This is a genomic window from Pedomonas sp. V897 (assembly GCF_051304405.1).
GTDB lineage: Bacteria > Pseudomonadota > Alphaproteobacteria > Sphingomonadales > Sphingomonadaceae > Pedomonas.
The window spans coordinates 25,261-43,571 of the sequence record NZ_JBPPGG010000006.1; the positions used below are offsets into that span (position 1 = coordinate 25,261).

At 69.6% G+C, this 18,311-nt stretch carries 13 protein-coding genes; 7 read left to right on the plus strand and 6 right to left on the minus strand.

All coding sequences use genetic code 11. From position 1 onward, the window contains the following. Window positions 1-46: 46 nt before the first annotated feature. The gene (locus ACSJJU_RS13350; RefSeq protein WP_435916086.1) at window positions 47-808 is read left to right on the plus strand and encodes a methyltransferase domain-containing protein; all 762 of its coding nucleotides are present in this window, start codon (window positions 47-49) and stop codon (window positions 806-808) included. A gap of 205 nt (window positions 809-1,013) precedes the next feature. Here ACSJJU_RS13350 and ACSJJU_RS13355 read toward each other — a convergent pair whose 3' ends face one another. Genes ACSJJU_RS13355 through ACSJJU_RS13370 form a run of 4 tightly spaced genes read right to left on the minus strand, consistent with a single transcriptional unit; the run spans window position 1,014 to window position 6,553 of the window. Then, window positions 1,014-2,225 (minus strand): NAD(P)/FAD-dependent oxidoreductase, encoded by a 1,212-nt coding sequence (locus ACSJJU_RS13355; protein WP_435916088.1) that lies wholly within the window; start codon window positions 2,223-2,225, stop codon window positions 1,014-1,016. A 2-nt stretch (window positions 2,226-2,227) separates the two neighbouring features. Next, on the minus strand, window positions 2,228-3,532 hold the full coding sequence (locus ACSJJU_RS13360; protein WP_435916090.1) for a dipeptidase: 1,305 nt from the start codon (window positions 3,530-3,532) through the stop codon (window positions 2,228-2,230). Between the two features lie 34 nt (window positions 3,533-3,566). Further along, window positions 3,567-4,049, minus strand: a complete 483-nt coding sequence (locus ACSJJU_RS13365; RefSeq protein WP_435916091.1) for a nuclear transport factor 2 family protein — start codon at window positions 4,047-4,049, stop codon at window positions 3,567-3,569. A gap of 23 nt (window positions 4,050-4,072) precedes the next feature. Next, window positions 4,073-6,553: a TonB-dependent receptor plug domain-containing protein gene (locus tag ACSJJU_RS13370; protein ID WP_435916153.1), complete on the minus strand. Its 2,481-nt coding sequence runs from the start codon at window positions 6,551-6,553 to the stop codon at window positions 4,073-4,075. A gap of 518 nt (window positions 6,554-7,071) precedes the next feature. Between ACSJJU_RS13370 and ACSJJU_RS13375 the strand changes: the two genes are divergently transcribed. Then, complete coding sequence (locus tag ACSJJU_RS13375; RefSeq protein WP_435916093.1) at window positions 7,072-8,274, plus strand: glycosyltransferase; 1,203 nt, start codon at window positions 7,072-7,074, stop codon at window positions 8,272-8,274. Here ACSJJU_RS13375 and ACSJJU_RS13380 read toward each other — a convergent pair. Next, window positions 8,271-9,041 (minus strand): energy transducer TonB, encoded by a 771-nt coding sequence (locus ACSJJU_RS13380; protein WP_435916095.1) that lies wholly within the window; start codon window positions 9,039-9,041, stop codon window positions 8,271-8,273. The two genes, ACSJJU_RS13375 and ACSJJU_RS13380, sit on opposite strands and share 4 nt — an antisense overlap. A gap of 99 nt (window positions 9,042-9,140) precedes the next feature. Continuing rightward, complete coding sequence (locus ACSJJU_RS13385; RefSeq protein WP_435916097.1) at window positions 9,141-11,120, minus strand: cellulase family glycosylhydrolase; 1,980 nt, start codon at window positions 11,118-11,120, stop codon at window positions 9,141-9,143. A 318-nt stretch (window positions 11,121-11,438) separates the two neighbouring features. On the opposite strand from ACSJJU_RS13385, the gene ACSJJU_RS13390 reads away from it, so the two are divergent. The 5 genes from ACSJJU_RS13390 (at window position 11,439) to ACSJJU_RS13410 (ending at window position 18,303) form a co-directional block, all read left to right on the plus strand. Beyond that, a complete protein-coding gene (locus ACSJJU_RS13390) occupies window positions 11,439-11,987 on the plus strand; it encodes a 3'-5' exonuclease (RefSeq protein ID WP_435916099.1) in 549 nt (182 codons plus the stop codon). A gap of 639 nt (window positions 11,988-12,626) precedes the next feature. After that, entirely contained in the window at window positions 12,627-12,809 is a 183-nt protein-coding gene (locus ACSJJU_RS13395; RefSeq protein ID WP_435916100.1) for a YezD family protein, read from the plus strand. Between the two features lie 71 nt (window positions 12,810-12,880). After that, window positions 12,881-14,230 (plus strand): FAD/NAD(P)-binding protein, encoded by a 1,350-nt coding sequence (locus ACSJJU_RS13400; protein ID WP_435916102.1) that lies wholly within the window; start codon window positions 12,881-12,883, stop codon window positions 14,228-14,230. Window positions 14,231-14,768: 538 nt separating this feature from the next. Beyond that, window positions 14,769-15,812, plus strand: a complete 1,044-nt coding sequence (locus tag ACSJJU_RS13405; protein WP_435916103.1) for an ABC transporter substrate-binding protein — start codon at window positions 14,769-14,771, stop codon at window positions 15,810-15,812. 82 nt (window positions 15,813-15,894) lie between these two features. Continuing rightward, entirely contained in the window at window positions 15,895-18,303 is a 2,409-nt protein-coding gene (locus tag ACSJJU_RS13410) for a TonB-dependent receptor (RefSeq protein ID WP_435916104.1), read from the plus strand. Window positions 18,304-18,311 lie beyond the last annotated feature (8 nt).

Consider the following 18,311-nt stretch of genomic DNA (forward strand, 5'->3'; position numbering starts at 1 on the left):
CCCGGGTGCGGCATACCCGCCGCACCAACCGGAGGATCGAACGACAGTGACACGCAAGGGACAGGTGCGCGCCGCCTTCGGTCAGGCCGCCGCCACCTATGACCAGCATGCGGCCGTCCAGCGGCAGGTGGCGGAGCGCCTGGCCGGACGCATCGCCGCGCTGCCGCTGCCCGCCGCTCCCCGGGTGCTGGAGATCGGCTGCGGCACCGGGCTGCTCCACGCCGCGCTCGCGCCCCGCCTGCGCGCGGCCGAATGGGTGTTCACCGACCTCTCCCCCGCCATGGTGGCCGCCGCCCGCGACCGCTTCGGCGCGGACGCCCGCACCGCCTTCGTGGCGATGGACGGGGAGCAGCCGTGCCTCCACCCGGACGCCCGGTTCGACCTCATCTGCTCCAGCCTGTCGTTCCAGTGGTTCGAGCGCCTTGGCGAGAGCGTCGCCGCCCTGCGCCGCCATCTGGCCCCGCACGGCTGGCTCGCCTTCAGCACCATGGCGGCGGAGAGCTTCCACGAATGGCGGCAGGCCCACCGCGACCTCGGCCTCGAGGCGGCGACGCCCCGCTACCCCGCCCCGGCGGCACTGGCTGCGCTCTGGCCCGGCGCGCGGGTGGAGGAGGAGCCGATGGTGCAGACCTACGCCTCCGGCCGGGACTTCCTGCGCCAGCTCAAGGGCATCGGCGCGCAGGTGCCCGCCCCCGGCCGCCCGCCGCTCACCGCAGGCCAGCTCGCCCGGGTGATGCGCCGGTTCGAGGCCCAGGGCGCGCGCAGCACCTACCACATCGCCTACGGCTTCCTGCCCGCCGAAGGGTGAAGCGGGGCGAGACCCCGCCGCGACAAGGCCCGTAATCGCCCGTAAAGGCCCCTTGCAGCGCCGAAACGGACCGGCCCGCTGCCTCCCTGGCGGTGATAGGCAAAAACCTCTCAGAAAGCGTTTAAACCCCCGTAGCGTCGATTTCTACGCAGGGTAGAAATCGACGCCCGAGGGTACACGCAGTTTTCAGGGAGATTATGCCCGCTCAGGCGAAGCGGTCCGGCCGGAAGCCTTCGTCCAGCAGATCGACGCGGGCGCCGTCGAGGATCTCGGTGGCGGCCCAGCGGCCGATCACCGGCGCCAGCGTCACGCCGCTGTGGGAGACGGCCACATATAGCTGCGACACCTTCGGCGCGAAGCCGACGATGGGGAAGCTGTCGCCCGGCAGGACGCGCTGGCCGAACGACACGCGCTCGATCTCCGCGTCGCGCAGCTGCGGCAGGTATTGCGCCGCGCTGGCGAGGATGCCGCGCCCGATCTCCTCCGGGCTGCTGCCGGGGCCGCCGCCGCCCTCGTGGCCGCTGCCGCTGATGACGACGCGGCCATCCACCTTCTGGCGGAAGGTGTTGTGGGAGGCGAACACCACCTTGTCGAGGAAGTGCGGCTGGGGTGCCGTGTGCACGAGGATGCCGGTCGAGGCCGTGAGCGGCAGGGCGACGCCCAGCGATTCCGCCAGCGCCTGGCTGCCGTGACCGGCGGCGATGACCACCGTGTCCGCGCGCAGCTCGCCGTCCTTCGTGCGCACGCCGCGCACCTGGCTGTCCTCGACGATGAGGCTGGTGACTTCCACCGGATAGCGCACGGTCGCGCCGTGCTGCTGCGCCCGCTCCAGCAGGGCGCGGACGGCCTCGGCCGGATCGACGCTGCCCTCCTCCGGGTAGAAGGTGCCCGTCGGCGCGCCGGGGACGGTGACGCCCGGCAGGAGACGGCGGATCTGCGCCGCGTCCACCGGCTGGCCCGCGTAGCCCCAGCCGCGGACGGTGGCGAGGGTTTCGGCCACCTGGCGCGCCTTGGCCGCGTCATCCCGCCAGTAGACCGAGCCCGCCCACTTGAGCGGCAGCGGCGCGCCCGGCTCGTTCTGCCAGGCGTGCCAGCCCGCCATGCCGAGCCAGTTCAGCGTGTAATAGGGCCGCGAGGACGCCTTGGTGGAGGCATTGAGGTAGGCGAAGGAATCGCCGGTGGTGGCGGCGGCCGGGCCGGCGCGGTCGAGGATCGTCACCTCCGCCCCGCGCTTGGACAGCTCGTAGCCGATGGCCGCGCCGAGAATGCCTGCGCCGATGACCACCACCTTGCGCGGCTGCCCGCCCGCGGCGGCGGTGGCAGCGGTGGCGGCGGCGGCCGATGCCGGCCGCGCCGGGGCGAAGGCCAGCGCCGAGGCCGACGCCGCCAGCAGCTGAAGAACCTGTCGCCTCTCCATGCTCACTTCTCCGCCGGGGTCTTGGCCGGGGTCTTGGCGAGCGCCTGCACCTGCTTCCACACGCGCTGGAAGTTGCCGCCCCACAGCTTGGCGATGTCCGCCTCGCTGTAGCCGCGGCGCAGCAGCTCCGCCGTCACGTTGGCCGTCTCGCCCACGTCGCCCCAGCCGATGACGCCGCCGCCGTGGTTGAAGTCCGACGAGATGGCGACGTGATCGACGCCGATCTTCTTCACCACGTAATCGATCTGGTCGACGTATTCCTCCAGCGTCGCGCGGTACTGCGGATCACCGGTGATGGCGTGGAACTCGTCGCTGTACTTCTTGAATTCGTCCTCGGGCAGAACCTTCACGCCGTCTTCGGTCAGCGGCTGGATGCCGGCGACGGTCGGCTCCTCGGGTACGCCGTAGCGGCGGCGCACGGCGTTGCCCTTGTCCACCGCTTCCTGCGGCAGCGGGCGGACCCACGAGCTGTAGGCGTTGATCGCCACCACACCGCCGTTGCGGCGGATCGCGTCAAGCTGCTCGTCGCTCAGGTTGCGCGGGTGGTTGATGATCGCCCGGGCGTTGGAGTGGGAGGCCACCACCGGCGCGCGGGTCAGCTCCAGCACCTGCGCCAGCGCCTCGCCCGTGATCTGCGACACGTCGATGATGATGCCGAGGTCGTTGAGGCGGCCCACCGCCTCGCGGCCGAGCGGCGACAGGCCGCCGTGCTCGCCCAGCTTGTTGCCGCGCAGCAGGTTGGGGCGGGAGGAGTCGGCCAGGTCGTTGTTGCCCGCGTGGGTGAAGCCGAACATGCGCACGCCGCGCTTGTACCAGACATCCAGCAGCGACAGATCCTTGCCGATCAGGTTGCCGTTGAGGATGCTGAGCACGATGGCGAAGCGGCCCGACTTCTCGATCGCCTCCAGCTCCTCGGGCGAGTGGGCGATGGCGACCCGCTCGGGATATTTCGCGACCACCGACTGGACAGCGGCCAGCTTCTTCTCGCCGAGCGCGGCGGCGGCGGCGTAGCCTTCCGGCGTGCGCTCGTTCTGCGGCACGAAAATGGCGACCACCGCGCCCTTCAGGTGACCGCGCGCGGCCTTCACCAGATCGAACTGCGACGGGCCGTCCTTGCCGGCGTCCAGCTCGCCGCTGCCGAAGTCGAACGGAATGTCCAGATGGTGGTCGAGGGTGACGATCCGGTCCTGGAGATCGGCGGCAGCCTTGAGCTGCGCCTCGCTGAAGGAAGCCGCCTGCACGGTGAGCGGCAGCAGCGCGCCGGTGAGCAGGGCGGCCAGGGTCGAACGGATGGAACGCGAGGTCATGGAGACTCCTCCGGGGAAAATGCGGGAGCGGAAATTATTTCGGGAAGCGGGTCAGCTGACGGGCAATCAGCTGCCAGCGGCCGTCCTGCCTGGTCCACACGTCGAGGCCGGGCAGGGTGGCGACGGTTTGCGCGCCGTCGGCCTCGTTGAGAATGTGGAAGGCGTAGGTGGCGGTGACGTAGGCCACGTCGCCATAGACCCGCACCGCCAGGTTGCTCACGTCAACCGCCGTGAAGCGGCGGCCCGGCACGATGGTGCGGTTGATCTGGCCTTCCTTGTTTTCCACGCCGCCGTCGGTGTGGCCGTAGGTCAGATCCTCATGGTAGGCGCGCTCGAGGCCCGCGCGGTCGCCGTTGACCACAGCGGCGCGCCAGGCGTCGATCGCCGCGACGATTTCCTGCCGCACCTCCGGCGTGACGCGCTCGCGCACCGGCGCGCTCCCGGCGGCCAGCGCCGCAGGCGTCGCGAGAAGCGGGCCGGCAAGGGTGAGAGCGAGACCTAGAACAACTGCTTTCATGGACTGTCTCCGCGTGAAGGGGGTCAGAAGGTGTAGCCGATGCGGGCAAAGTAGACGCGGCCCGCGCCGCCCTCCGGCGACAGGCCCGAGTAGACGGACACGACCGGGTTGCGGATTTCAGGCAGCACCTTGTCCGGGTGGCTGTTGAACAGGTTGTTGATGCTGGCCGAGAGCTTGAGGTTCTCGAGCAGCTTGTAGCCTGCGCTCAGGTTGACCACCACCTGCGGGCTGAAGCGCTGGTCCCAGTCGGGGTTGGTGGTGTGGCGGGTGCGGTAGACGCCGTAGCGCACGCCGGAGACATGGGCATCGAAGTTGCCCTGGCTGTAGTCCGCCGCCAGCCGGATGAAGGTATCCGGGTTCGCCTCCTCGATGAGGCCCCGGGCCTCCCGGCCGATGAGCGCGATGCCCGAGCCCGCCAGCTCCTGCGGCAGGTCCGCGATGTGGGTGATCTTGGTCTCGTTCCAGTTGAAGCCCGCGCTCAGATCGAGGACGCCGCCGTTGGCGAAGTCGATCTGGTAGCGCGCGGTGATGTCAACGCCGCGCGTGCGGGTGTCCACCGCGTTGGTGAAGTATTGCAGGCCCGAGTAGGTGGGGAAGCCCGCGTTCGTCAGCACCTGGCGGACCAGCGCGCCGGTCATGGTCTCGGACAGCACGATGCGGTCGTCGATCTTGATCTGGTAGATATCGACCGTCGCCGAGAAGGCCGGGGTCGGCGTCCAGACGAAACCGGTCGAGAGGTTGACCGACTTCTCCGGCGACAGATCCTTCGCGCCCAGCGCCCGCGCTTCCGTGCTGCCCACGCGGGCCAGACGGTTGGTGGAGAGCACGCCGTTGGTGATGTTGGGAATGGTGCGCGAATAGGCCGACTGGCCGAGCGAGGGCGCGCGGTAGCCGGTGCCCGCGCTGAAGCGCCAGGCGAATTCGGGCGTGAACTCGTAGCGGGTCGCGGCGCGGATGTTGGTGGTGGAGCCGAAGTCCGAATAGTGCTCGAAGCGGCCCGACAGGGTGAGGCGCAGGCGGTCGGTCAGCTCGTTTTCCAGCTCCAGGTAGCCGCCGTAGACGTTGCGGCTCAGGCGGCCGGCGTCATCCGGCGAGAAGCCGCCGAAGCCCTGCGAGGCGGGCGTTGCCACCTTGCCCGCGTTGGGGCCGTCGAGAATGGGCACGCCGCCGTTGGCCCAGGAGCCGTAGTCGCCCTCGAACACCTCGTAGGCCTCATGCCGGTAGGTGACGCCCGCCGCCACGTTGAGCGGCGCGGACAGGAACGACACCTCGAAGGGGCGCTGCCAGTCGAGGTTGACGTTGACCTGCTCGTTGAGAAGGTCGCCGGTCTCGAACTCGGTCGGGCTGTCGGCGCCAAGGCTGGCGTTGTTGGTGTTCCACACCACGCTGCTCACCCGGTTGCGGCCGTAGTTGGCGCTGAGGTCGAAGTCGCCCGCCCGGGCCGATTCCCAGCGCGCGCCGCCGGTGAGGGAGGCATCGCGCGACTTCACGTCGAGGAACGGCTGGAAGCCGTCCGGGAACAGGGCGCGCACGGTCTGGTCGGAGCTGGGCTGGCGCAGGTTGCCGAAGCCCTCGTCCTTGCGCCAGCCGTAGCTGCCCTGCGCGTAGAGGGTAACAGCGCCGACCGTCGTCTCGGCGTTGAGCATGATGTTCTGCCGCTCGGACGCGCCGGAGCCGTAGAACCAGTTGCGGTTGGGATAGCTGCTCTCGCGCGGGTCGCCGGGGAAATACATGCGGCGGGTGTCCGGCACCGACAGGCGGGTGCGGTTGATGTCCCACACGTCGAACGCGAAGGTGAGGAAGCCGTCGCCCGGCAGCGCCAGGCCGAACGAGCCCTCCACGCTCTTGGTCTCGCCGTCGCCGTTGTCGTTGATGCCGTAGCGGGCCGAGATGTCGCCGCCGCGCTCCTGCTTCTTCAGCACGATGTTGACCACGCCCGCGACCGCGTCCGAGCCGTACTGCGCCGAGGCGCCGTCCAGCAGCACCTCGACCCGCTCCACCGCGCTCATCGGAATGCTGTTGAGGTCAACCGTCTGCGCGCCGCGGGTGGTGCCGCCGCTGGCGTTGAGCTGGGCCGTGGCATGACGGCGCTTGCCGTCGATGAGCACCAGCGTCTGGTCCGCCGCCAGACCGCGCAGCGCCACGCCCTTCACGAACGACGCCGCGTTGGACGACGGCGCGGAGGTCGGGAAGTTGAACGAGGGCACCGTCTTCAGGAGCGCCTCGGACAGGGTGTTGGAAGCCGTCGCGCGCAGGTTCTCGCCGCCCACCACCTGAATGGGCGCGGCGCTTTCCAGAACATTGGCCGTACCGGTGCGCGAGCCGAGAACAACGATCGCCTCGTGCGCCTCCTGCGGCGCCTCCGCTTCGGCGAGCGCCGGAGCCTGCCAGCCCATGAGGGCGACCGAGGCGATACCAAGGGACAGACGGGCCCGAATCAGCGACCGGCGCGCCGCGGACGCGGGGAGGGTGTTCGGAACGGAAACGGACGAGGTCACTTGCATGGTCACAGTCAGGGACTTTCTTGAAGGCTCGGTTTGGTGCGGCCGGAAGCGGCAGAGGCCGGACAGCGCCCGGAACAAGGCCGGGCCGGAAGGAGGCAAAGAGTCGGAAACGGCAGAAACCGAACGCAGCGGCCGAGGCCACCGGCGACTCTTTCTTGCTGCCTGTGCTAGTCCATTGCTCTTAACATTTCAGACACGCCCCGCTACAGTTGATGAATATTTCTCTACAGGTCCGATAGACTTTGTCGAAGCAGATTAGTTTGACGAGCTGAAAGTTTCTCTTTCGCAATGGCACCGGGGCGGTATCCGGCCGGGTGGTATCAGGCCGGGCGGGCGGGTAAGCCCTCTGGTTGCGGGGCGAGGCGCAAGTCTCTATCGGCAGGACGGAACTTTTTGACGCACCCAGGTCTTTCCAAAGGAGGGCCAATCATATTACCGGAGGCATCCCGATCAGCGGCGCGCCCGCGCAGACGTCCGGCCCCCTACCCTTGGTTCGAGTTCATTTCTGGTTTCCCTTTATGCACATCGCCCTGCTCATCCATGCTCTCACCGTCGGAGGTGCCCAGAGCCGGACCCTGGCGCTCGCCAACGGGCTGGCCGCGCGGGGCCACCGCATCGACCTGGTGGTGGCGGCCCAGGACGCGGCCTGCGAGGACCGGCTCGACCCGCGGGTGAACTTCGTGCCGCTGGGGGCGCGGACATCGGAGACCGTGGGCAGCGGGCTGCGCCGCATCGCCGATCTCGCGGGCGTCATCCCGGCGCTTGCCCGCTATCTGGACCGCGCGGGCCCTGACGTGCTGGTGGGCATGGCCAACCATGTGGCGCCCGTCGCCGCGCTCGGCCACGCGCTGATGCGCCGCCCCCGCGCCACGGCGCTGGTGCTGCGGGCGAGCAACCACATCACCCGCACCGCCTCCGCCCGGGGCAACCTGCTGCGGCGGCTGCATCTGCGCCCGTTCTGGAGCCGGGCGGACCAGATCATCGCGGTCTCCCGCTCGGTGGCCGACAGCCTCTCGACCGGGCTTGGCATCCCGCCGGCGCGGATCTCGGTGCTGCCGAGCCCGATCCTGCCGGACGACCCGGCGGCGTGCGCCGCCGCGCCGCCGGAGCACGACTGGCTGCGCGCCCCCGAGCCCGGCATGCCGACGATTGTCGCCATTGGCCGGTTCGTGCCGCAGAAGGGCTTCGACCTGCTGCTCGACGCCTTCGACCGGCTGCGCCGCCAGCGGCCCTGCCGGCTGCTGCTGCTGGGCGACGGCCCCTTGCGGCCCCAGCTCGAAGCGCGGGTCGAGCGGCTGGGGCTGGCGGATATCGTGCGCCTGCCGGGGGTGGTGGCCAATCCTTACGCGGCGCTCGGCCGCGCCGCCCTGTTCGTGCTGCCCTCCCGCTGGGAAGGCCTGCCTGCCACGCTGGTGGAGGCGCTGGCCTGCGGCTGCCCGGTGGTGGCGGCGGACTGCCCGGGCGGCGTGCGGGAAGCGCTGCAGGACGGGCGGCTGGGGCGGCTCGTGCCGCCGGAGGACGCCGGGGCCCTCGCCGGGGCCATGCTGCACGCGCTGGAGGACCGGCCCGACCCCCGCCTGCTGCAGGAGGCTGTTGCGCCGTTCCGCACCGGGGCCGCCGTCCGGGCCTATGAATCCTGGTTTGAATCCCGGTTCCTGGCGGGCCCGTCGCGCGGCGCGTTGGTGCCCGCCCCCCTCGGCGCCGAGTCGCTCGGCGGCTAACCCCCGATCACGGCGGATTCGTCGATGGTGACATACGCCCCGCCGGCGAAACGGACCGGCACCAGGAGCCAGGCCATCACCGGCCGCCGCCCCCGCTCGGCGGGAACGAACGTCCAGCGCAGGATCGCCTGTACCGCCGCCTCGTCGAGGCGCGGGTGGCCGCTGCTGCGGTAGACCTGCACCGACTGGCTTGCCCCCGAGGGGTTGACCAGCACCCGCAGGATCACCAGCCCCTCCTCGCCCAGGCGGCGGGCCGCCGGCGGATAGGCGGGCAGCCGGTTGCGCAGGTGCGGCGCGGTGTAGCTGGGCGGGGAGATCAGATCAAAGCCCCGCCCCGCCAGCGAATGGGCGGCAACCGAGGGAGTCAGCGACTCCTCGGCGATCACCTCCTCCGGCGTGCGGCGGACGGGCGCGCGCCGCTCCGCCGGGCGCTCGGCCTCGCGTCCGGGCAGATCCGGCGCGGGCAGCTCCGGCAGCGGCACCGGCAGCAGCGCCGCCTCGGGCGAGGGATGCACCCCGGCAGCGGTCAGCCCGCCGCCCCGGCCCGACGCCGCGCCGCGCGCGGGCGTTCGCGCCGGAACCCGCTCCAGCGGCACGAGGTCGAGCCGGATGACCGGCCCGTCCGGCGCTTCCGGCAGGAGAATGCGGTAACTCAGGAGCGCCGCCAGCAGCGCCAGATGCAGGCCCGCCACCGCCGCCAGAATCGCGCCGTGCGCCGCCTGGTCGGGGCGCTTGCGATAGCGGTCCAGAAGGTCGAAGGGGGCCATGGGACATCAGATCACAACGGTCTGCCGGAACCGCAATCTGGTAGCCCGAGCCCCAAGCCTTGCGCAAACGAATTAACCCTGTCCGCAGACCGGTCCGCCTCAGCCGAGCGGGTGGACCACCAGCTGCACCAGCCCGTGCCCCTGGGCGTGCATTTCCAGAATCTGCCGGTCCACATCCATGTGCAGGAGGCTCGGCGCGCCCATGTTCTCGATGACGAAGCCCTCCGGGTACTGGATGCGCGGGATGTAGATCTCCGTCGGGCCGCGAATGTGGGGCTCGGCCACCAGCACGCAGCGGAACACCCGGGTGGTATGGCTGAACCGCATCATCAGCAGCCGCCCCTGGGTCTTGCGGACATAAGGCCGGCAGAAGCCCTCGATCGCGCGGCCGCCCGCGTCGGGGTGGTCCATGCCATCCTTCTGGTCGCGGGACCAGATGGAGAGGTCCTCCTGATTCCAGCCGTCGCCGATGCGCGGGTCGTTCCGGTTGGACACCGTATAGTTCCACTGGGCGCAGCTGAGCAGCAGCTCGTCCATGGCGTCGTACATCAGGTCGAGCGCCTCGATGTGCTTGCGCCACACCTCGGGGCCGCGCTCGCCCTTCACCCACGCACGATAGGCCGCGCCGCCCTCCAGATTGAACGGAATGCCGAACTCGCCCACGAACACCGGCGCGCCCTGCGGCAGGGCGGCCGCCGCCGCCTTCAGCAGCCGCAGCTGGCGCACGTAGATGCGGCCCAGCTGCCAGTGGTTGGTGGCCTGCTCGCCGGTGAGGAGATCGGCGTGATGTTCCGGCTGGAACCTGGCGGTGACCAGCGCGGTGATGTCGTACCAGTGACCGGCCACCACCGTGGCGTCGGGCAGCTCGGCCGGGTAGCTGCGGCCGTCGTGAAACCCGCGCGGGTCGATCTCGGCGAACACGGCCCAGTCCGGGTTCCAGGCGCGGATCGCCCCGGCCACCTGGCGGAAGAACGGCGCGAAACAGTCATCGGCCAGGCTGACCGGCTGGCTGTTCACCGTGCGGAAGGCGTCCTCCTCCAGCGGGCGGGGCTTGTCCCCCTGCATGTCGTAGATGCCCGCCCGCTCGAACGGGCAGCAGGCGCCGGGCTTCCAGATGGAAATGCCCTCGGGATTGATGCACCGCTCGTCCACCGGCACGGCGCGGCCCAGCGCCGCGTGGTGGACCAGATGCGGCACCCGGGTGGGGATGCCCCGCGCGGCGGCGAGGCTGTCGAGGGGCGAAAGCGCCAGCCCCGGCATGGGCGGCGACAGCCGGTCGGGCGAGGGCGCCAGATGCCGGTAGGTGAGCCGCGTGCCGACCCAGCCGATGCCCGGCTCGTTCAGGGTGTTGAAGCCGATGACATTGCGCAGGTGCGCCACCCGCTGCGCCACCTGCGCCATGGCGGCGATGTAATGGCCTTGCAGGAAGCGCTGCACGTTCGCCCCGCCGATCTTCCACTCGGGCGTGGCGAACTGGCCCATCCAGAACAGGGTCCAGACGATGCCGTTGGCGGGCAGCCAGTAGTTGCGCGTCCACGCCATGGCCGGATAGGCCGCCTGATGCGGCTCCGGGTCGTCGTAATCGAAGGCGCGCTGCATCACGAGGGCCGCGCCCGCATCGTGAAACCGGGTGAAGTCGAGGCCAAGCGCATCGAACACCCAGCCGGGCGCACCATCCCCGCCCGACATGCGCGACCACACATCCTGATGCAGGTCGATGACGACATAGAACCCCTTGCCGCAGGCGCGCGCGCACACCTCGGTGAAATAGTCGAGGTAGGCTTCGTCATACTGGCCGGGCCCGGCGTGCTCGATGGCCTCCCAGGTGGTGAGGAGGCGCAGGCAGTTGAAGCCCCAGTGGCGCAGGCGGTCCAGATGCTCGTCCGCCTCCTCCAGCGGGAAGGGCCGGCCGACGAAGGAGACCGTGCGATGATCGGAGAAGTCCGTGGGGATGTGCGTGCCCCCGTCCGGGTAGGGCACCTTGCAGTCCCCGCCCAGGTTGACCCCGCGCAGGATCACCTGCCGGCCGTGCTCGTCCAGAAACATGGACCCCTCCACCCGCAGCTGAGCCAGGGACATCGCGCTTCCCTCCCGACCGGACACCCGGGCCGCTGCACGCCAGCCGCCCGGAGCAGGAACGTGGCAACGGCGCCGTCGATCCGGCCCCGCCGCCCGGAGGCCGCCGGAGATCCGGCTATTTTCTGGGCCGATTCGCGTCTCTTCCCTTGAAATGGGCGGCTTGGGGTGCTTTATCCCTCTGGCGCAGTTGTCTGGGGAAGCTGGCCGGGCGTCCCGTTACACATCCAACCCGTGCGTGTGCGCCCTGGGGCGCGTTTTCTTGACCATGCGGCATTTCGCCCAGATTGCCCGGCGCACTTCAGGCGTAGAAAGCCCCTCATGTCCGTTCGTATCCTCGCTATCGATTTCGAGACGGCCGACAATGGTTCCGACAGCGCATGTGCCGTGGGCCTTGCGCTCATCCACGACGGCCGCATCACCGCGCAGTCCCACTACCTGATCCGCCCGCCCCGGCCGACGATCCTCTACAGCGACATCCACGGCATCTACTGGCAGGACGTGGCCAACGAGCCCGACTTCGGCGCGCTGTGGCCCGAGATCCGGCCCATCTTCGACCAGGCGGACGTGTTCGCCGCCCACAGCGCCCGCTTCGACCGGCGCATCCTCCAGGGCACCTGCGCGGCCTATGGCATCTTCGCGCCCAACAAGCCGTGGCTGTGCACGGTGAAACTGGCCCGGGCGGCGTGGAACATCTTCCCGACCAAGCTGCCCAACGTGTGCGAGCATTTCGACATTCCGCTGCGGCACCACGACGCCCTGTCGGACGCCCGCGCCTGCGCCGAGATCACCCTGCGCGCCTGGCACGAGGGCTGCGACCTCTCGGCGGGCCTCCTGGACTCGGTCCAGCTCGCCCTCAGCCGCCTCTAGGCCGCGTGCTGCCCGGCGACGGGCGATGGGCGAAGGGCGATGGGCGAAGGGCGATGGGCGATGGGCGATGGGCCGGACGTTCCGCGCGCGCCCGCCATCCGCAACCGGCGTTCGCAACCGGCATTCGCGACAGGATGCTTAAAAAAGCATTGACCCGATATATCTCGACTAAGTAGATAGAGATTATCGCGAAGCAAAGGCAACGAGCCGCGCCTCGCGTTTCTCCCAACAACAGGAGAAAAGGCGATGCCAGATGCGTGCGTTCCCTCGGTCGTGAGGGCTGAGGCCACCCCGGGCCCCGGGCTCTCCTGTTGATCCGCCGGACACCGGACGGCGTTCCGGTTGTTCCATGCCTTCAGACCCCGTTTCTTCCTGTCCGCCGGGCAGGCGGAGCCGGGCCCACGCGCCTCGACAGCGTCCGCGCAGGAGAGGCGAGAGCAAGAGAGGCCAGAGCAAGAGAGGAAAGGTCGGCGACACGATGAAACACAGACCTGGCACCCCTCCTCCCGGCATCCCCGGCCTGCGCTGCTGCCGCCCGCAGCGCGCCCGTTCGTTTCAAGCCCGCCCAAACCCACCTGGCCATGCGTCCCCACACGGGTCGCATGGCCTTTTTTTCCCCGACCGTGCGGAGGATCGACCATGACCAATTCCGCTCCCCCTGCCGCCGGGACTCGCGAAGACCCGCCGCATGTGGCGCAGGCCCTCGCCGCCATCCGGGAGGCGCTGGGGAACCTGCGTTACGGCACCATCTCGCTGACCGTCCATGAGGGCCGCGTCGTCCAGATCGAGGTGACCGAGAAAATGCGCCTGCCGCCGTCCTGACCGGGCGGGTCCGGCGGCGCCCCGCCGCGCCGCGCCACATCCCGTTTCCACAAGAAGGGCCAGCAATGAAAATGAGCTTCGACCATGTTGCCGTGATCGGCGGCGGACTGAGCGGCACCCTGCAAGCCATTTCCCTCCTGCGCCAGCCGGGGCCGCGGGTGACGCTGATCGAGCCCTCCGCCCGCCCGGCGCGGGGACTGGCCTATTCCACCACCCATCCCGCCCACCTGCTCAACGTACGCGCGCGCAACATGAGCGCCTATGGGGATGCGCCCGACCATTTCGCCGCCTGGCTGGAGGCGAAGGGGCTGGGCACGGCCGATGATTACGTGCCCCGCCGGATCTATGGCGATTACCTGGCCGAGCAGCTGGAGGCGGTGGCGGCGGCCTCGGACAACCGGCTGCGGATCGTGCGCGGCGCGGCAACCGACCTGGAGCGGGACGGCCACGGCTTCCGCGTGACGCTGGCGAACGGGAAAACCCTGTCCGCCACCATCGCCGTTCTCGCCCTTGGCAACCTTGCGCCCCGGGTGCCCCCGGCGTTCGACCCGGCGGTGCTGGGCGAGGCTTTTGTCAACGACCCGTGGTCCGCCGAGGCCACCCGGGGGCTTGACCCCTCCGGCACGGTGCTGCTCGTCGGCACCGGCATGACCATGGTGGACATCGCCCTCCAGCTGGTGGACGGCGGCTTTGACGGGCGCATCATCGCCGTGTCGCGGCGGGGCCTGCTGCCGCTCACCCACCCGGAGACGCCGCCCGCCCTGCCGCAGCGGGACGCGCCGCCCGAGGCCGGGAAACTCTCCGCCCTGCTCGCGGACCTGCGCCGGCTGGCGGACGCAACCGGATGGCACGCGGCGACCGACCACCTGCGGCCCTGCCTCCAGGCGCTCTGGCAGTCCCTCGACACGGACGCCCGCGCCCGCTTCCTGCGGCACCTGCGCCCGTGGTGGGATATTCACCGCCACCGGCTCGCCCCCGCCGTCAGCGCGCGAATCGCGCACCTGAGAGCGGAGGGGCGGCTGGACGTGCTGGCCGGAAAATTCCTCGCGGCCGATCCCTGCCCGGAGGGCGCGCGTGTGCGCTGGCGCGTGCGCGCGAGCGAGACCACCCGCACCGAGACGGTCGCGCGCATCATCAACTGCACCGGGCCGGGGTGCGATATCCGGGCGAGCCGCCTCCCCCTCCTGCAAAACCTGCTGGCGCGGGGGCTGGTGCGCCCGGGCGCACTCGGCATGGGCGTTGATGTCACGCCGCAGGCGCAGGTGGTGGACCGGGACGGCACGCCGGTGCCGAGCCTTTTTGCGCTGGGGCCAATGACGCGCGGCGCCTTCTGGGAAATCACCGCCGTTCCCGAAATTCGCAAGCAGACGCAGGCGCTTGCCCAGACGCTCTGCGTGCCGCACACGGCCGGCCCCTTCTGAGTTCCGAAAAAAAATTCTACGCCTGCACAACGGAATTCTTGTTTGATGAGCTATCTCTATAGGGATAGTAGAGATATGGAGGCAGGAAGGTGGTCCAGCCGCCTCCGGGGAAAACTCCCCGCACGGACCCGCGGCAATTTGATCGGAAGCAGCTTGCTCCGCGTGACCAACGGCTAAAGCGCGCGATGCTGAGGCAACGACGCCAGGCTTCGTGTTTCCAGAATTGAAGAAGGAAAGACGACATGCCGATGTACTGTAGCACCCTGTCCGCCTGACGGCGGACCCCGGTTTTCCCGATCGATTTCAGGCAGCGCGGCGCGCGTCCCCAATTTGGCGCGCATCCGCGCGCAGTCGAGCCCGGCCTTCGTCCCTGAGTCCGGCAACGGGCAACTGCGCGCCTGATCCTCCGGTCGCAGCGCTGGCGTTTCCTCCTCGGCACGTTTGCCGAAACGCTGGCGCTCGGCCTGGTCTCCCCTGATCTCCTGCGCCCTGGATCAAAAAAATCCCGGCGCGCAGCGGCACACCAGGAATTTTTCCCATGAGCACGGCACCTCTCGACAGCCTCTGGTACACGCGCTGCCCGGTCCCGACGCCGCTTGGCATCGCCGCACAGCTGAACTGGTTCGCGGATGAATTCCGCGCCGACGGCATCACCATCAAATCCATTCAGGAAACCGCCGACCCCAAGGCGCGCGAATCCCACTTCGACCACACCCTGCCCCATTCCTTCCGGCAGGGCGGCAACATTCCCGCCATCTGGGCGCGCGCGCGCGGCGCGGACACCCGCGTGATCGGCCTGTCCTGGACCGATGAATTCCAGGCGCTGCTCGCCCTGCCCGGCCGGGGCATCGAGCGCGCCCGCGACCTCAAGGGCCGCCGCATCGGCCTGCCGGTCAACCCGGTCTCCATCGACTTCAACCGGGCCTCGGCCCTGCGCGGCTTCGCGGTGGCGCTGGAGCTGGACGGCCTCTCCCTTGCGGACGTGGAGCGGGTGGACACGGTCAACGGCGGCGCACCCGGCGCGGCGGGCATCGCCACCGGCGAGGGCCTGCGCCGCCGCAGCCGCCACGGCTATCGCGCCGAGGCGCTGGCCCTCATCCGGGGCGAGGTGGACGCCATTTACGTCAAGGGCGCGCTGGGGCTGGAGACGGCCCGGCTGATCGGCGCGAAAATCATCGCCGACATCGGCTTTCATCCCGACCCCCGGGTGCGCATCAACAACGGCACGCCGCGCACCCTGACGGTGGATGCGGCGCTGATCGAACATCACCCGGATCTGGTGGCGCGCTTTCTCGGGCGCATTCTCGACGCGGGCCAGTGGGCGCGCGAAAACCCGGAGGCGGCGCTCGCCTACATCGCCCGCGAGACCGGCTCCACCACGGACTGGGTGCGCGCCGCCTATGGTGATGCGGCCCCCGACGGGCTCGGCACCTTCCTGAACGAGGAGGCCATCGACGCCCTGTCCGAGTTCAAGGATTTCCTCCTCGAACACGGCTTCATCCCCGCTGATTTCGACGTGCGGGCGTGGATCGACGAGCGCCCGCTCGAGCGGGCAACCCGCCTCGAGCACGCCCTCGCCTGACCGGCCTCCCCCAGCAGTTTCTGTTCCCGTGCGCGCGGCCGGCGCCGCCGACGGACCCAAGGTTTCAGAAAGTCTTTTTCCGATGACTGAGAAGATTACGCGTTCCTCCCTGATCGCCATCGCCGCCGTGCTGGCCGCCCTGCCCGCCGCCCCGTCCCGTGCCGAGGCGTTTGACGATGCGGCGGCGATCGATGCCGCCGAGCCCCTGATCGTGACCGCCGGCAAGCGCGCGGAAAACATTCAGGACGTGCCCACCGCCATCACCGCCCTCACCGGCGAGAGCATCGTGCAGCAGGACATCCGCTCCGCCGCCGAGGTGGTGCGCCTCATCCCCAACGCCTCGGCCGCGCAGACCGAAAGCCGCACGCGCCCGCGCTGGTTCATTCGCGGCGTCGGCTCCAACGACCCGGCCGCCAATGTGGTCAATCCCATCGGCGTCTATTTCGACGAGGTCTACGTCAATTCCCCGTTCTTCCAGGCCTTCCCGCTGTTCGATCTGGAGCGGGTGGAGGTGCTGCGCGGCCCGCAGGGCACGCTGTGGGGCAAGAACACGGTGGGCGGCGCGATCCATTATCTCTCGAAGCGCCCGGAATTCGACTCCTCCGGCTACGTGCGCGCGGGCGTCGGCAATTTCGGCGCGGTGTTCACCCAGGGCGGCTTCGGCGGCCCGGTGATCGACGACAAGCTGGCCGCGCGCGCCGCGTTTTTCTACGAGCGGCGCGGCAACGTCTACAACAACATCGGCACGGTGGAGAGCGGCACCGGCCGGTTCAATGATTTCGCCGGGCGCGTGCAGCTGCTGTTCACGCCGACGGAGAATCTGGAGATCCTGCTCTCCGGCCGCGTGCGCAATTTCGACGGCACGCCCGTTCCCCGCACGCTGGAGCCCGCGTACCCCGACACGCCCGCGCTCAAGGGCGCACCCGCCCCGGCGGACGACTACGGCAACACCCCGCCGGGCGGCCGCCGCGACTATGCCGCCAACGTGCCGGGCACGGCGGACACCAAGCAGCGCGGCGCGACCCTCACCATCAACTGGGAGAAGGACGGCTACGCGCTGACCTCCATCACCGCCTGGGACAAGGGCGACAACCTGAGCATCGCCGATGCCGACTACACCCTGACCGAAGGGTCGCGCAGCCGCACCGACCTGTCGAGCGAGCAGTTCACCCAGGAGCTGCGCCTGACCAGCCCGCGCGAGAACCGCTTCAACTGGATCGTCGGCGCCCATTATTTCTGGGAGGATTTCAGCTCCGACGCGACGACGGCAACGGTCGGCACCACCCGCTATCGCGACCGGGGCACCGGGCCGGAGCGGTGGCGCCACGCCTATTTCCAGAACGTGAAATATGACCAGACCTCGAAAAGCTACGCGCTTTTCGGCAGCGCCACGTTCAATTTCACCGATGCCCTCAGCCTCACCGCGGGCGCGCGCTACACCTCGGAGAAGCGCTCGGCCACCATCGACATCTTCAACCCGAACGGGGATTCCGCGCGCCGCCTGAACACGGTCCACCCCGACACCGAGCCGACGGCGGCGCGGCCGCGCGTCACCTTCCTCGACCCGACCGCCTGGTGGCTGCGCAGCTCGGTGACATCGACCACGCCTTACACGCCGTTCGTCTCCTCGCCGTCAAGAACGTGGAACCGCTTCACGTGGGATATCACCCCGCAGTGGAAAATCACGCCGGACGCCCTGCTCTATGCCCGCTTCTCGCGCGGCTTCCGCTCCGGCACCTTCCAGGCCAGCGCCACCTCGGCGGTGCAGTTCGACCCCGAAGGCATCGCACCCGAAGACCTCTACGCCTATGAGGCCGGGCTCAAGACCTCCTGGCTGGGCGGCAACCTGACGGCGAACCTGGCGGTCTTTTACTACGACTACAAGAAAATCCAGGTGCTGGTGCAGGGCGTGCCGGTATCGGCCGGGGGCACCACCGTGTTCACCGCCCGCCTCATCAACGCCGAGGGCTGGTCGAAGGGCGTCGAGCTGGACGTGACGGCGCGGCCGTTCGACGGCCTGCGCATCGCGGGCACCATCGGCCTGCTCGACACCAAGTACACCGACGATTTCATTCCCAACAATCCGAACACCGGCCTGCTGTTCGGCAAGGGCAACCAGTTCACCCGCGCGCCCCATTTCACCTCCACCATCGACATCGACTACCGCGTGCCGGTGGGGGCGTGGTCGCTGGGCCTCGGCACGGACTGGAGCTACCGCACCGGCCAGTATTTCACGGTCAACGCACAGGAAACCGACCCCGACGCCAACGACTACAACGTCAGCCGGTATCAGCGGCAGAAGGGCTACGCGCTCGGCAATGCCCGGGTTTCGGTGCTGAGCCCCGACGACCGGCTGGAGTTCCAGCTGTTCGTCCGGAACCTGACGAACAAGCACTACAAGATCCTCACCTTCGGCACCCAGCAGGGCGCTCGCCTCGGCACCTATGGCGAGCCGCGCACCTATGGCGCGGCCCTGACCGCAAAATTCTGAAGGAGACC

What these genes read in the sequence shown, in the direction of transcription:
- ACSJJU_RS13355 (WP_435916088.1), bottom strand. Translation starts at nt 2,225, where the DNA reads ATGGAGAGGCGACAGGTTCTTCAGCTGCTGGCGGCGTCGGCCTCGGCG.
- ACSJJU_RS13360 (WP_435916090.1), bottom strand. Translation starts at nt 3,532, where the DNA reads ATGACCTCGCGTTCCATCCGTTCGACCCTGGCCGCCCTGCTCACCGGC.
- ACSJJU_RS13365 (WP_435916091.1), bottom strand. Translation starts at nt 4,049, where the DNA reads ATGAAAGCAGTTGTTCTAGGTCTCGCTCTCACCCTTGCCGGCCCGCTT.
- ACSJJU_RS13370 (WP_435916153.1), bottom strand. Translation starts at nt 6,553, where the DNA reads ATGCAAGTGACCTCGTCCGTTTCCGTTCCGAACACCCTCCCCGCGTCC.
- ACSJJU_RS13375 (WP_435916093.1), top strand. Translation starts at nt 7,072, where the DNA reads ATGCACATCGCCCTGCTCATCCATGCTCTCACCGTCGGAGGTGCCCAG.
- ACSJJU_RS13380 (WP_435916095.1), bottom strand. Translation starts at nt 9,041, where the DNA reads ATGGCCCCCTTCGACCTTCTGGACCGCTATCGCAAGCGCCCCGACCAG.
- ACSJJU_RS13385 (WP_435916097.1), bottom strand. Translation starts at nt 11,120, where the DNA reads ATGTCCCTGGCTCAGCTGCGGGTGGAGGGGTCCATGTTTCTGGACGAG.
- ACSJJU_RS13390 (WP_435916099.1), top strand. Translation starts at nt 11,439, where the DNA reads ATGTCCGTTCGTATCCTCGCTATCGATTTCGAGACGGCCGACAATGGT.
- ACSJJU_RS13395 (WP_435916100.1), top strand. Translation starts at nt 12,627, where the DNA reads ATGACCAATTCCGCTCCCCCTGCCGCCGGGACTCGCGAAGACCCGCCG.
- ACSJJU_RS13400 (WP_435916102.1), top strand. Translation starts at nt 12,881, where the DNA reads ATGAGCTTCGACCATGTTGCCGTGATCGGCGGCGGACTGAGCGGCACC.
- ACSJJU_RS13405 (WP_435916103.1), top strand. Translation starts at nt 14,769, where the DNA reads ATGAGCACGGCACCTCTCGACAGCCTCTGGTACACGCGCTGCCCGGTC.
- ACSJJU_RS13410 (WP_435916104.1), top strand. Translation starts at nt 15,895, where the DNA reads ATGACTGAGAAGATTACGCGTTCCTCCCTGATCGCCATCGCCGCCGTG.